At 69.7% G+C, this 13,933-nt stretch carries 11 protein-coding genes; all 11 read left to right on the forward strand.

Going from position 1 to position 13,933, the window contains the following annotated elements; genetic code table 11:
* Positions 1-3: 3 nt before the first annotated feature.
* On the forward strand, positions 4-786 hold the full coding sequence (locus tag OG199_RS12090; RefSeq protein WP_405829453.1) for a hypothetical protein: 783 nt from the start codon (positions 4-6) through the stop codon (positions 784-786).
* 259 nt (positions 787-1,045) lie between these two features.
* On the forward strand, positions 1,046-1,378 hold the full coding sequence (locus OG199_RS12095; protein ID WP_405829454.1) for a hypothetical protein: 333 nt from the start codon (positions 1,046-1,048) through the stop codon (positions 1,376-1,378).
* Between the two features lie 23 nt (positions 1,379-1,401).
* Positions 1,402-1,713 carry a pore-forming ESAT-6 family protein gene (locus OG199_RS12100; protein WP_405829456.1) on the forward strand — a complete coding sequence of 104 codons (312 nt, stop codon included), beginning with the start codon at positions 1,402-1,404 and terminating at the stop codon, positions 1,711-1,713.
* Positions 1,714-1,761: 48 nt separating this feature from the next.
* Positions 1,762-2,157: a DUF6507 family protein gene (locus OG199_RS12105; protein ID WP_405829458.1), complete on the forward strand. Its 396-nt coding sequence runs from the start codon at positions 1,762-1,764 to the stop codon at positions 2,155-2,157.
* Positions 2,154-4,649 carry a hypothetical protein gene (locus tag OG199_RS12110; RefSeq protein WP_405829459.1) on the forward strand — a complete coding sequence of 832 codons (2,496 nt, stop codon included), beginning with the start codon at positions 2,154-2,156 and terminating at the stop codon, positions 4,647-4,649. Before OG199_RS12105 ends, OG199_RS12110 begins: the two co-directional genes overlap by 4 nt.
* Positions 4,650-4,661: 12 nt before the next feature.
* Positions 4,662-5,534 carry an immunity 49 family protein gene (locus tag OG199_RS12115; protein WP_405829461.1) on the forward strand — a complete coding sequence of 291 codons (873 nt, stop codon included), beginning with the start codon at positions 4,662-4,664 and terminating at the stop codon, positions 5,532-5,534.
* 45 nt (positions 5,535-5,579) lie between these two features.
* Positions 5,580-5,846: a hypothetical protein gene (locus tag OG199_RS12120; RefSeq protein WP_405829462.1), complete on the forward strand. Its 267-nt coding sequence runs from the start codon at positions 5,580-5,582 to the stop codon at positions 5,844-5,846.
* A 21-nt stretch (positions 5,847-5,867) separates the two neighbouring features.
* A complete protein-coding gene (eccD, locus tag OG199_RS12125; protein WP_405829464.1) occupies positions 5,868-7,253 on the forward strand; it encodes a type VII secretion integral membrane protein EccD in 1,386 nt (461 codons plus the stop codon).
* 4 nt (positions 7,254-7,257) lie between these two features.
* A complete protein-coding gene (locus OG199_RS12130) occupies positions 7,258-8,421 on the forward strand; it encodes a hypothetical protein (protein ID WP_405829466.1) in 1,164 nt (387 codons plus the stop codon).
* A gap of 43 nt (positions 8,422-8,464) precedes the next feature.
* Entirely contained in the window at positions 8,465-12,463 is a 3,999-nt protein-coding gene (gene eccCa / locus OG199_RS12135; RefSeq protein ID WP_405829468.1) for a type VII secretion protein EccCa, read from the forward strand.
* Positions 12,460-13,875: a DUF6177 family protein gene (locus OG199_RS12140; RefSeq protein WP_405829470.1), complete on the forward strand. Its 1,416-nt coding sequence runs from the start codon at positions 12,460-12,462 to the stop codon at positions 13,873-13,875. The genes eccCa and OG199_RS12140 overlap by 4 nt, the downstream gene beginning before the upstream one ends.
* Positions 13,876-13,933 lie beyond the last annotated feature (58 nt).

Genomic DNA, 13,933 nt, shown 5'->3' on the forward strand with positions numbered 1-13,933 from the left:
ACGATGACCGAGGACGACTCCACGGGGGCGGACTCCCCGGAGTGGCTGCGGTTCCTGCGCGACGAGCCCCCGGTGTCCGGGCGTTCGGGGTCCGCCGGGTCCAGCGCGGACGGCCCGGCGGTCGCCGTCCGGGACCTGTTCGTCGGCGAGCCGCTGCTCGGCGACCGCAGCCGCTTCGTCCAGGAGGGCGGGGTGCTGCTGCTGAAGGTGGACAACTACCGCGTCACCGCGGCCGACTTCCCCGCGATGGCGGGCAGACGGGCCGGCTCCGAGCGGCGACGGCTCGAACTGCTCAAGTTCACCTTCATGTTGCGTGAACTGCCCGCGGGGCGCCGCTACGAGACGGCCCGGGTACGGATCGTGCTGCGACCGCAGCCGCCCCTCATGCTGCTGCGTCCGCATCTGACGTACCCCGATTCCCATGCGACGCGGGGCTTCAGCCCGGAGTTCCGGCCCACGCTGACCAGGCTTCTCGGGATGGGCGTCAAACACACACGTACCGGCAGCGCCAGCCGCGTCGACCGGCTCCCCGTCGTCACGGGCGTCGACGAGGGCCCGGCGGGCTTCGGCTGGACCTTCCAGGCCCAGGCCGGCGCCCCGCTCGTACCGCAGCGGACTCAGACCGTCGTGGTCGCCGAACTCCCCCCGAACACCACTGATTTGACCGGCACCTTCGACGCGGAGGCGTTCGTGGCGCGCCGGGTGGCAGGCCTCCACGAGCCACGCAGGGCACTGCCACGGACCCCACCGGCCACGTTCCGCGTGGACCTGGAGGCGGCCGACTGACCCCGCCTCCGGCGCGGACGATCGCCCAGTTCCGGCGTCAGGCTCGTGTCCGTTCCCGCCCTGTGCCGACCACCTGACTGCCCTGGACGCACTGATCCGCCGCATGCAATAGATCACGCCACTTCTCGTCCTACTGCGTTGCGTCTGCAACGCTCGATGCGAGAGGATGTTCGACGCACAGCGAGACGTGCGTGAACACGCGGTCACGACACGGCAGTCGGACGGCAGCGGTGCACAACACACTTACGGGGGCGCGTGGATGAAGTTCGACATGGGGTCGTCGACCTTGGCGGATCTCGGCAGGAGCACGGTCGGTTCGACCGAGGACCTGGGCACGCTGATCCGGTGGCTGGTCCAGGCGGCGGAGCCGCTGGAGGGGAAGTTCAACGGGGCGGGCAAGACCGCTTTCGACTCGTTCAAGGCGCACACGGACGAGATCACGAACGCGCTGAACGGTTCGCTGGGCGCAATCCTGGGTGGCCAGGGCGGTATGGACACCGCGTTCGGCTCCGGTGATCTGGAGCAGGAGGACAACGCCCACCAGAACATGGGCCAGTCCAACTTCGACGCTGCCCGCTTCGGCGCCCGATAAGCAAACACAGGGGGAGCTTGACCATGGGGCAGAACCAGGACCGCCGCTCGTACGACACCGGCGCCTCCACCGAGGTGCAGGGCAGCCTGCAGGGCGTCATCGGCCAGCTGGAGCGCGTCCTCGGTGACCGCGACCGCGCGGTGAAGGCCGCGATGGCCGACTTCACCGCCGACGGTGTGGCCGACGAGTACCACGGTAAGGAAATTCGCTGGAACCGTGCCGCGAACGAGGTCCGCGACATCATCCGGCTCGTACGCACCACGCTGGAGCAGAACGACGGCACCGCGCAGTCGACCATAGCCAAGGCCCGCGCGGCCGTCGACAACATCGGCTGACCGAGGTCGGGGCCGAAGTAAGCAGGAACGTTTCCACGGGGGTTTGACATGTCGGGGTGGGACATCTCGTCGTCCGGCGTCGAGTTCGTGACCTCGCTGGTCGCGGACGCGATGGACGATGTGGCCAAGAACGTCAAGGCGTACGGGACGGATGTGGAGAGCGCGGCCACCTCTGCCGGCACCATCAGCGGGCCGTACTGCGGGTCCGCGCCGACCGGTGCGATCGGGGCGGCGCTGGCCGTATTCGTCGAGAAGACCGCGGGTGACGTGCTGTTCCTCGGCGCGCGGGCGGCCAAGTCGGTGAACGGGGCACGGGAGGCGACCGCGTACTACCTGGCCGGAGATCTCGAGATGGCCGCCCAGGCCGAGCACAAGGCGCTCGGCGCGCCGAAGGTCGATCTGCCCGGCCGAGACGGCACGGGCAAGGGCGGCGGTGACAAGTGATCGAACCGTCGGCCATACCCCAGTTCACCGGCGACTTCGACCAGTTGGAGAAGGACACCTCGGGGCTCCGCGGCGACGCCGTCGGGATCCGTGACGGCGGTATGGACGTGTACTCCCGCTTCCAGATGCTGGAGGCCTTCTACACCGCACCGGAGGCCGACGACCTGTTCGCGACCACGCAGCCGGTGATGGACAGGGCCGACACCTTCGCCGCCCAGCTGGAGACCGTCGCGGACGCGCTGGACACGTACTCCGTCGAGGCCCGTCCGCTCGCCAGGAAGCTCGCCCAGCTCAAGACTGACGCCTTCGCGTTCGTCGACAGCGTCGAGGGCGACGAAGACTGGACGTACGACGGGGACAAGATCCACCGTCACCAGGAACTCATGGACGGTGTCGCCGCCGCCGAGAGCGCCTTCCGGGAGGCCGAGCGCCGAGCCGCGACCAAGATCTCGGCCCTCGTGGGCGGCCCGGAGTTCGTCGTCGACGACGGTCACCACACCGTCAACACGAAGACGGTGATGTACGGATACGACCTCGATGTCCTCAAGCACGCCAAGAAGACGCCGTGGGGCGCCCCGGAGAGCGAGTCCCACCATGCGTGGGAGGTCGGTCACTGGGCCAAGAGCTTCTTCTGGGACGGCCTCGTCATCGACAACATCTGGGGCGGCGTCAAGGGCCTGGGGACCCTGGTCGGCTGGAACGGCTGGGACGCGGCCGGGGGCGCCTGGGGTCATCTCGGAGACGTCGTCAGCGGGATCGGCCAGTACACCGCCAAACCGTACGACGCGCTCATGGACTGGGCGATCGGCCCGGACAAGGAGAGTGCCACGGAGGTCCGGCAGAAGGAGGCCGCCAAGGACTTCGGCAAGTCCCTGGTTGCCTGGGACATGTGGAGCGAGAACCCCGCCCGCGCCGCGGCAACGGTCGTCTTCAACGGCCTCACCCTCGGCGCCGGCCCCCTGGGCATCGCGGCCAAGGGCGGTGAGGTCGGCTCGGTGGCCAAGGGCGCGGGCATCGCCGCAAAGGTCGGCGAGTACATCGACCCGGTCAACGTCGGCCTCAAGGCGACCGGCAAAGCCGTCAGCGCACTGCCCAAGCTCTCCGACCTCACCGCCGGAATCCGCACCGGCCTCGGTGTCTCGGCGGACTCCCAGCGGATTCACAGCGTCATCGAACTCGGCGACGGCTCCAAAGTCGTCATCGAGGACGGCAGGTTCATCCCCGTCGACAAGCACGGTGACGTCGTCGGGAACACGCCGCGCCAGGAAGCATCCGCGGACGCACGGTCCACGCCGGAGGGAACAAGGGCACAGCAGCGGGAGCCAGCCGGAGTCGGCGCTGCCTCACGCACTCCCGGAGCCACGACTCACGTCGGGGAAGCATCCGGCGGGGCCGGCGCCTCGCACTCCGTCGGCCCCGGGACCCCTAGGTCCGGTGCGGGGCCGGTCGGCAACGGCCATGTCGGCACGGGATCAGGAGGCCATGAAAGCGGTGGCCCGGACGGCGTCGGACGGGCAGGCGACGACGCGGTGGGCGGCGCGGACCACGCTGGCGACGGGGTCGTCCCGCCTGCGCACCATACGAACGAGGGCACCGGAAACGGCGGCCACGGCGGAGAGCGGGAGCTGACCGCCGCAGAGCGGAAGCAGATCCAGGACGAGCACATACGGAAGGCCAACCACCCGGACCGGACATGGTTCAAGGAGCACTACGACAAATTGGGTCGCCGTAGGCACCTGTTGAACGCGGACGGCACCACAAAGTTGGTGGACGGCGTCGAGCTCCCCCAGTTGGCCAAGAACGCTGGAGGCAAGTGGGTCGCCGCACATGACCTGCCGAGCGGGCCATCCGAGATGAGGCACGGCCGGACGCCACTCGGCCCGGACTCGGTCGATCCCGCGCATCGCTCGGATCTCAACGAGGCGACGAAGAACCGCAGGGTGTCCATGGACCTCGCCAAGGCGGAAAAGGCATTCGAGGACAGTCCGTCCGCTGCAGCGAAGAAAGCCCTGGAAGACGCCCAGAACGCCTATCACCAACAGCTCGGCGACCTGCCGAACAACAGCAAGATATCCGAGAATCTCGGCGAAAAGGCAGCCGAACTGCACGTCACCCCACACGAGTTCCCCAACGCCGAGTGGGTCGAACTCCCGAAGACGGCAAACGGCTCCAACATGTTCGACCAGGTGTACAAGCTCGGCAGTGACGGTGATTACTTGATAGTCGAGGCGAAGGCGCCAAAGGGGGAACTCGACTGGCGCAACGGGGCTGGCGATGCGGCCAGAGGCATGCGCGTCAAGCAGGGCACCAAGCTGTACGTGGAAACGATCCTCGAGGAGATGTGGAAACGAGGCCCAGAGGACGTCAGGATCGCGGACGACCTGTCCGAGGCCCTGGAGAAGGGCAAGCTGCAGTACGTCCTGGTGAAGGCGAACGACCACGCGGGCACCTCGTACGCTGGTGCCGTGCTGGAGCATTTCAAGATTTACTAGAGGAGAGATCCAGTGGCCACGAGCGTTTCCCGCCACGGCTTCCCCGTAGAGAGCGTTGCGGCGGAGGGCAATGCCGCGCGCATCGAGAGCCTCGGTCGCATGCTCAATCGGCTCGAAGAATCGGAGATGTCCCGTTCCCGAGCCCTGGGCAGTGCCCTGACGGTGGCCCAGTCGTACTGCTTGACGGATCCGTACGGGGGTAAGTTCGAAACGTGGGAGGCGTGGGTCACGGCCATGCAGGTCGGCTCCGCCTTGTTCGACTCGGCCACGGCAGCCGACGGCCCCGTCCCCTGCCGTATCGGGAGCACTGGACAGGTGAAGAACCTCCCGGCGACCGGCCCGACATCCTATACGCACGCGGGAGCCTGGATCACCTCGGTCTACCTGGCGATGATCTGCCGTGAGAATGAGCGCCTCGACCGGCTGATGCAGGTACCTGTGTCGTTCCTTCGTGCGTCCGGCGCTCTGTTCGACGAGTGCACCTACGACTGGGTGGAGGCTCTACAGAGTTACTGGCACGGTCAGGCTGCAAACACGTGGGACAAGCTGGTCGCTGCGATCAACGGCACAGACCCCGACGTGGCCCAGGTCGCCGACAGGGACACCATGCTGATGGTCCTGTACCCACCACTCGAACTCTTCCAGCTCTACAACCGTCAAGAGACCGATGAGTTCAACAGGTCACTGGTCCAAGCCCTCACCTGGCACAAGCAGTACTGGACCGGCGACGAAGCACGATCCCTGAGCAGCGACGGCCTGGTCGCTCTCGGCCCACTAGCCATCGCCTGCATGGCCTATGACAACGGCTTCCCCATCGAGGTCGAGTCCGAGTACCTACCCAAAGCCCTTCTGCAGCGCAACTGGGTGGGCGAGTACGCCACCTGACAGCCGATACCTCACTCTGAGAACCGAAACGGACAGCGGATACCTGTGGCAGCCCAGGATTACGACAGTCAATTGCTGGAGTCGGTGTCGGTTCGGCGCCGCCGGCTTCGCGACGCCGTCTTGTTCGGGGCACAGCGGCAACGGCGGTCGGTGGACGAGCGGTTGGGAAAGGCGTTCGCCGGGATCGTGGTCGCGGCGGTGCTGTGTGCCGGCTGCGTGGGCTGGTCGTTCGTTTCGCACCGGGTCATCGGGAAAAGCCCGTACGGCCCCTCCGTGCCTTCCGCGACGCCTTCCGCGTCTTCCACCCGATAACTCGATGATAGGTTCGAAAGCGTGATATCTGCGGGGTCCCTGAGCCGTACGACGCCGAACCGGACCGCTTTGAGCCGGGTCACCCTGGTCGGCGAGCGAAGGCGGGTTGATCTGGTCCTGCCCTCCCGTGAACCCGTCGGGCTCCTCCTGCCCGAAGTGATGCGACTGCTGGACGACCGGGTGTCGGCCCGGCCCGAGTCGCGGCATCTCGTCACCGCAGATGGTTCGGCGCTCGCGCACGACGACACACTTGAATCGGCCGGGGTCCAGGACGGCGCCGTCCTTAGGCTCGTGCGGTTGGAGGACGCCCCCGCGGCACCCGTCGTGCACGACGTCACCGACGAGGTCGCCGACGATCTGAACACACGCGTGTGGCGGTGGAACCCCGCATCACGGCGCATCGTCGCGGGAACCGCCACGGTCGGCTGGGCCGTCGTGGCCGGCGTACTGGCCCGCGGTGAGTTCGCGCTGCCTGCGGTAGGCAGCGTTCTGGTGACCGTCGCGGCGGTGTCCACGCTCGCGGGGGCTCTCTTCGGGCGGTCCGGGCAACGTGGCCTGGCCACCACGCTCCTCGTCACCGGGGGGAACCTCGGTGCGCTCGGTGTATGGACGCTGGCCGACGCCCATGCCTGGTCGGGCGCAGTCCGGCTGGCCGGGGTGGGGGTCGCTCTGGTGGCATCGCTGCTCCTGCTGGGCTGGTTCACGGCACTGGGCCGGGGCGGGATCGTCGGTGCCACCGCGGTGGTGGGCTGTGTCGTCTGCTGGGAGACGGCATTGGCGGTCCAATCGGGTGCGGGGACGTCAGTGGAGCAGGCGCGTGTGGGCGCGTTGCTGAGTGTCGTCTCGGTTGTCGCCCTCGGCGTACTGCCGCGGATCGCGCTCATGGCTTCCGGCCTGTCCGGGCTGGACGACCGGCGCTCCAGCGGCACATCCGTCAGCAGGTACCAGGTGAGTGCCGCCCTGACCGCCACTCATCGTGGTCTGGCTCTCGCCACGGCCGTCCTGGCCGTCTCGGCCATGGCGGCGGGGCTCTGCGTATTGCGCGCGCCTTCGGTGTGGAGCGTGTCGCTCGCCGTGATCGTCTCGGTCGTTCTGGCACTGCGGGCGCGTGCCTTCCCGCTCGTCACCGAGGTCGTGGCACTGTTCGGGGCCGGTGCGGTGGTCGCCGTCCGGCTCGTCGTGGTGTGGACGGAGCACTCGGGTGCCGTGGGGTCGTCAGCCGTGCTCGTCACACCGGCCGTCCTGCCCCTGATGGTGTTGGCGGTGCACCCTGCGGAGCACGTGCGGGTGCGGCTGCGGCGCCTCGGCGACGTAGTCGAGTCGGTGGGAGTCATCGCCCTGTTCCCACTCGTCATCGGCGCGTTCGGTGTGTACGGGCGTCTGCTCGGCACCTTCGCGCGGGGGTGACTTCATGACTCAGGGGGAGGACTGGCAACAGGAGGTGCTGCGGCAGTTGGGGCAGCACGGTACAGCGGACGAAGGCGCCAAGTCCGCCACCGAGTCCACCCCGCGGCCTCGACCGATGCACGCAGTCCCGGAACCCCCTGGTGACGCAGGTCCCGCTGCCCCCACGGGTCCGCCACCTCACCGCGCTGTCCCGGCTCCGCAGTCGGAACCCGCTGTCCGGTTCCGCCATGAGCCCCGGCTCCCCCTGTACACCCCGGAGTCCGTACCCACGGTCGACCCTCGCCTGGCACACGCCCTGGGTCGCCCGCAGCACGGAGAGTCCGCGACCCGCCGCACCGGACGCACGCTCCGTAAACTCACCACGTCGGTCACCCAGGACGTCGCCGAAGAGACACGCCTCGCACGGGAGCTCCAGCAGCCCGTGACCACCGGTCGGGTCATCGCGGTGACGTCCATACGGGGCGGAGTGGGCAAGTCGACTGTCTCCGCCCTGCTGGGCCGCACCCTCAACCACTATCGGCACGACCCCGTGCTCACGCTGGAGGCCGATGCCGCGCTCGGCACCCTTCCCGTACGGATGGGCGCCGAGACGGTGCGTTGGTCATGCGCGGACCTCGCGCAGATTCTCACTCCCGCCATGCAGCTCACGGACGTCACCGGATACTTGGTGCCGGTCTCCGACGGTGGCTGGCTGCTGCCCGCGAGCCAGGGACGCGTCGGCGCGCCGATGGACATACGCACTTACCGCACGGTCACGCTGGCGCTGCGGCGCTACTTCGCGGTGACGGTGGTGGACTGCGAGACCCTGCCGGGCGAGGTGGCGCGTACGGCGATGGACACCGCTCATGCCCGGGTGGTGGTCGCGCCGATGACCGCGGAGGGCGTCAACGGCACTCGGCAGGTTCTGGACTGGCTGGCTCAACTGCCGCACTCCGCCCTGTCCGGCACCGTGGTGGCGCTCTCCGCGAGCTCCCCCGACACGACGCTCGACGAGAAGACCGCCGCGGCGCATCTGCGGGAGACGGGCGCGCCCGTCGTCCGGCTCCCCTACGACCGTCATCTGGCCCAGGGAGGCCCCATCCACACCGCCCTGCTGGGCCAGGCCACCAGGGAAGCTGTCGTCCGGCTCGCCGCGGAGGCGATGCATCGGGCGGTGAGAGTGCGATGAGCACGAGCCAGACTTCAGGACCCGTTCAAGAAAAGGCCCGTCCGTGACCCAGCACCTCGTCCACCGGCCCGCCCGCTCCACCCGCCCTCTCGCCCCAGCCCAGCCGCGCACCATCGAGCCGCCGCCGAACCTGCCCGAGGGCAAGATCGGCAACGCCGCGACCGCACTGCTACCGATGGCCGGAGTCATCAGCTCGGTCGTGATGATGACCGTCATCCGCAACAGCCAGTTCGCCGCGCTCGGGGCGATCGTCCTGGTCTTCGCACTGCTGGGCGCGGTGGCACTGTTCCTGTCCCAGCGGGGCAAGGCGCAGCGCACCCGACGCACCCAGCGCGAGCGGTATCTCGAATACCTGGAGGAACTGCGCGACGAGCTCAGCACCGGCGAGCGGGAGCGGCGTCGGCAGTCGCAGTTGGTCGATCCGCCACCGGATGCCCTGTACGACCTTGTACGTGATCCGGCGCGGCTGTGGGAGCGGCGCCGGCAGGACGCGGACTTCCTGCGAGTCCGGGTCGGCACCGGGGACGTACCGGTGCAGGAGCTGAGTGTCGGGCAGAGCGGCGTGGGCGGGGTGCTCACCCCGCCGGACCCGTTCATGCTCAACGAGGCCCGCGCTCTGCAGAACCGGTTCACCGCGGCGACGGACCTCCCGCTCACCGTGCCGCTGGACCGGGCGGGCCATGTCAGCATCGTCGGTGACCGCGAGGCCGTGCTACGGGTCGCCCGCGCGTTGCTGATCCAGACCGCGGTCACGCACGCGCCCGACGACGTGGCGGTCGCCCTCGGCGTACCCGCTGACCGGTCGGCCTCGTGGGAGTGGGCCAAGTGGCTTCCCCACGTGCTCGACCCGGGCATGCACGACGGAGCGGTCGCCGCCCGCCGGATCGCGCCGAACCTGGCTGAGCTGGCCGCGCTCTGCCGCGATGATCTGCGACAGCGGGCTTCGTACGCGGCGGAGGTGCGGCGCGGGCTGTCGGACCGCGGCGCTCTGCGGATGACCAGTCGACTGCTGGTCATCAGCGACGGGTACGGCGAGCCGGCTGCTGAACTGCCGCGTCCCGACCCGGTGGTTGATCTGTCGGACATGGGCGTGACCGTGGTGCACCTGCTGGAGCAGCAGGTGCACGAGCCGGATCAGGTGACGGTCCGCGTCACCGTCGAAGGCGCCCGGATCACCGTGGAGGACCTGCACGAGACCTCCATGGTGACGCGGGGCTCAGCGGACGCCGTGACCGCTGCGGGCTCGGAGGGGCTGGCCCGGATGCTGGCCCCGCTCCGGCTGTCGGCGCAGTCCGCGGCCGAGGGAACACCTGTCGCCGGACCGGTGGACTTCCCCGCCCTGCTGGGCATCGACGACCCTGCGGCACTCGACGTCACGGAACTGTGGTCGCCGCGCGGCGAACGAGCATTTCTGCGCGTGCCCATCGGCTTGACGGACCGTCACGAGCCGATGCTGCTGGACCTGAAGGAGTCCTCCGAACTCGGCATGGGTCCGCACGGGCTGTGCGTGGGGGCGACCGGCTCGGGCAAGAGCGAACTGCTGCGCACCCTCGTCCTCGCGCTCACCACCACCCACTCCCCCGAGGACCTCGCACTCGTCCTGGTCGACTACAAGGGCGGCGCCACCTTCGCCCCCTTCACCGGCCTCCCGCACGTGGCCGGCGTGATCACCAACCTGGAGAACCAGGCCGGGCTCGTCGAGCGCGTCCACACCAGCCTCGCCGGGGAGGTCAAGCGTCGCCAGCAGGTCCTCAAGGATGCCGGAAACATCGCCGACATCGGCCACTACGCCGCTCTGCGCACCTCCGGGCGCCCCGACCTGGAGCCCCTGCCGCACCTGTTCGTCGTCATCGACGAGTTCGGTGAACTCCTCACCGCCAAGCCCGACTTCATCGACCTGTTCCTGTCCATAGGCCGGATCGGCCGCTCCATCGGCGTCCACCTGCTGCTGTCCAGTCAGCGCATCGAAGGCGGCAAGCTCAAGGGCCTGGACACGTACCTGTCGTACCGCCTGGGCCTGCGGACCTTCTCCGCCGACGAGTCGCGCACCGTATTGGACACCACGGACGCCTTCCACCTGCCGCCGCTGCCGGGATTCGGCTATCTGAAGGTCGACACCTCCACCTACGAGCGCTTCAAGGCCGGGTACGTATCCGGCGCCTACACCGGTCCCGCGCTGCGCGACAAGCAGGCCGACGAACCCCTCGCCTCGCTGTATCCGACGTACAACACGCTCGGCACACCCCACGAGGACGCCGCGGAGGAGTACACCGCCACCAGGCGCGAGACCGGACCGACGGTGATGTCGATGATGGTCGGCCAACTCGTCGCCGCGGCCCCGCCGGTACGTCGGATCTGGCTGCCCCCGTTGCCCGACTCCATCGCCCTCGACGCCGCGGCCGGACCCCTCGAAGCCGGTAGGGACGGCCTCCGGCTCGCGCGCCGCGACGGCGCGATGCGCGTTCCGCTGGGCATCCTGGACGATCCGGCCAAGCAGGTCCAGCAGCCGTGGCTGCTGGACCTGACCGTCGCCGGTGGTCATACGGCCGTCATCGGCGGCCCGCAGTCCGGCAAGACCACCCTGCTGCGTACGCTGACCCTCTCGCTGGCCCTCACCCACACCCCCTACGACGTCGCCGTCTACGGCCTCGACCTGGTCGGCGGCGGTCTGTCGGCCCTCTCCGGGCTGCCGCACGTCGGCGGCATCGCCGGGCGTGCCGACCACGAGCGGGCCGCGCGCACCGTCGCCGAGGTCCGCACCATGCTCGCCGAGCGTGAGGAGGTCTTCCGCACGTACGGCATCGACTCCGTCGACCAGCTGCGCCACCTGCGCGCCCAGGGCAGGCTGCCGCAGCTCGGCTCGACCGACATCGTGCTGCTCGTCGACGGATTCGGCGCACTGCGCGACGAGTTCACCGAGCTCGACGACGCTGTCGCCGACGTCCTCAAGCGCGGCGGCGGCTACGGCGTCCACATCGTCGCCGGGATGCTCCGCTGGAACGACGTCCGCATCGCCACCCAGTCGATGTTCGGCACGCGCGTCGAGCTGAGGCTCAACGACCCGGCCGACTCGTCCATCGACCGCAAGCTGTCCGAGACGCTCTCACCCGGTGTTCCGGGCCGGGTGCTGACCGACGGGAAACTGTTCGCGCAGGTCGCGGTGCCCCGCGTCGACGGCCGCGCCCACACGGACGGCCTCGCGGAGACCCTGGAGCGGACCGGCCGCACGATCCGCGCGGGCTGGCACGGCGAGGTGGCCGCCCCCGTCCGGGTGCTTCCGACGCGGCTTCCCGCGGCGAAGCTCCCCTCACCGGCCACCGCGCCCGGGACCATTCCCATCGGCGTGGACCAGGACGCACTCGCCCCGGTTCTCCTGGACCTGTTCGGAAGCGATCAACACCTGCTGATTCTCGGCGACACCGAGTGCGGCAAGACCAATCTGCTGACCCTGATATCCCGTCAGCTCGTCGGCCGGTACGGAGATGAGGAGCTGGTGTTCGGCGTTTTCGACCCACGCCGAGGCCTGCGCGGCGTCGTTCCGGAGCCGTACCGCGGTGGCTACGCCCACAACGCGAAGCTGGCCGCGGCGCTGGCCACCGGCATCGCCACCGAGCTGGAGAAGCGCCTGCCGGAGACCGCCGACCCCGACGCGATCGGTGCGGAGCCCACGTTCCCCGGTCCGCGCATCGTGATCCTGGTCGACGACTACGACATCCTCACCACCGCCGGCCAGCAGCCCCTGGCCCCGTTCCTGCCGTACATCTCCTCCGCCCAGGACATCGGCCTCCACTTCGTCATAGCCCGCCGCGCAGCCGGATCCTCCCGCGCCCTGTACGAACCACTGCTGACCACCCTGCGCGAGTCGGCCACCACTGCCCTCCTCATGACCGGCGACCGCACCGAGGGCCAGCTCTTTCCGGGCCTGTACGCCTCCGCACAACCGCCTGGCCGCGGCACCCTTGTCCGCCGGGGCCGCCGCCACCAGCTCGTCCAGACCGCGCTGACCGACGAAGCAGACGAAGAGCCGGGATCCGCTCCGTGACCAAGGACGTCATCGCCCTCACCCCCGAGATGCCGGACCTGCGCACCCTCCTCGCGGGCCTCTACGCCGGCGGTCCGGACCTCGGCGTGAACACCCTGGCCGACGGTGCCGTCATCCAGCTCTGCGCCTCGGACGGCCGGCCGCTGGTCTCCGTGGAAGCGCCCATCCTGATCCAGGTCCCCGGCGAAACAGCCCGCCTCCTCGGCTCCGGTCCCGACCTGCCTCTTCCCGAGAGCCCGGTGTGGTGGACCGAGGCCCGCGCCTCCACCGCCGTCGCGGAGGGCGGCCGACTGGCGGGCTCCTTCGCCGGACGCCTCGCCACGGTCCTGAACGGCGCCGTCTGGCCTCCGGAAGCCGCCCGCACCGACCTCGTCCCGCTCACCACGGACGTCTCCGCGATCCCCGTTACCGCCACCTCGGCCCCGGCGGTGGACGTCCTCACCACCAAGGCTGCCGTGGTCATCCAGGACCGCCCCCTCGTCACGATGACCAGCTGGCTCTCCGACGCCCTGCGCGCCGCGACCGCCGACGACCGCGCCCTGCAGATCGTCACCCCACCCACCACCCGCCTGACCCTGCCCACCCGTGCCGCCCTGCTCGGCCACCCCAACCGCTGGGTCGTCCAAGACCCCGAACACGGCTTCTACGACGGCTTGTCCGGCGCTGTCCTCCACTGGAAGGGCGGCATCTTCACCCCCGTCCTCGACGAGAACGGCGCGGCCTCGGTCGCCGAAGCCTTCAAGGCCACCACCGGCATCGGCGAGCGCCAACTCGTCCTCTCCCTGCGGACCCGGCACCCGGCGGACGAAGACCTGGTCCTCGGCCACGCCGTGGAGGCCGCCTGGCAGCATCTCACCGGCACGCCACCCGCCGGCTGGAGCACCGCCGAACCCGTCAACCTCCCTTGGAACACCCGTCAGTTGACCGACCTCGCCCGCAACCGGGCCCCCCAGCCCACCTGGTTGATCACCGTAGGCCGCCCCGACCTCCCGGCCATCGCCACCGCCCGCGTCACCCGCACCCCCGCCGGCGTCGAGGAGGACATCACCCTCACCCTCGGCTACAGCAAGGACGGGACCCCGCCCCTGGACGCGATCGCGCCCCTCGCCGAGGTTCTCTGCACCGATCACGGCCTGACCACCATGCTGACGTCGCTCCGCGCCGCCCGCCACGATCTGACCGTCCCCCCGCACTTCGAAGTCCCGCCGATCCCCGTCTCATTCACGCTGGGCGCGGGCGAACTCCGGGACGTCGGCCTCGCCCGGGCCCTCCGCCCGCCCTTCGGCCCGGCTCCCGTCCGACTCGGCCCCGCCACCGAACCCGCCCTGCACTATCCACTCGGCGACGGCACCGACCCCCGCGCATGGAACGCTCTCCAGCAGCTCAGTCAGTACTTGATGCGGACCTCGTGAACCCGGGCCTTTTCCCCGCCCACCCGCACCGCCCCGAAGTGATCGGCGTGGCCACGTG

Source organism: Streptomyces sp. NBC_01176 (assembly GCF_045039825.1).
GTDB lineage: Bacteria > Actinomycetota > Actinomycetes > Streptomycetales > Streptomycetaceae > Streptomyces.

What these genes read in the sequence shown, in the direction of transcription:
- OG199_RS12090 (WP_405829453.1), top strand. Translation starts at nt 4, where the DNA reads ATGACCGAGGACGACTCCACGGGGGCGGACTCCCCGGAGTGGCTGCGG.
- OG199_RS12095 (WP_405829454.1), top strand. Translation starts at nt 1,046, where the DNA reads ATGAAGTTCGACATGGGGTCGTCGACCTTGGCGGATCTCGGCAGGAGC.
- OG199_RS12100 (WP_405829456.1), top strand. Translation starts at nt 1,402, where the DNA reads ATGGGGCAGAACCAGGACCGCCGCTCGTACGACACCGGCGCCTCCACC.
- OG199_RS12105 (WP_405829458.1), top strand. Translation starts at nt 1,762, where the DNA reads ATGTCGGGGTGGGACATCTCGTCGTCCGGCGTCGAGTTCGTGACCTCG.
- OG199_RS12130 (WP_405829466.1), top strand. Translation starts at nt 7,258, where the DNA reads ATGACTCAGGGGGAGGACTGGCAACAGGAGGTGCTGCGGCAGTTGGGG.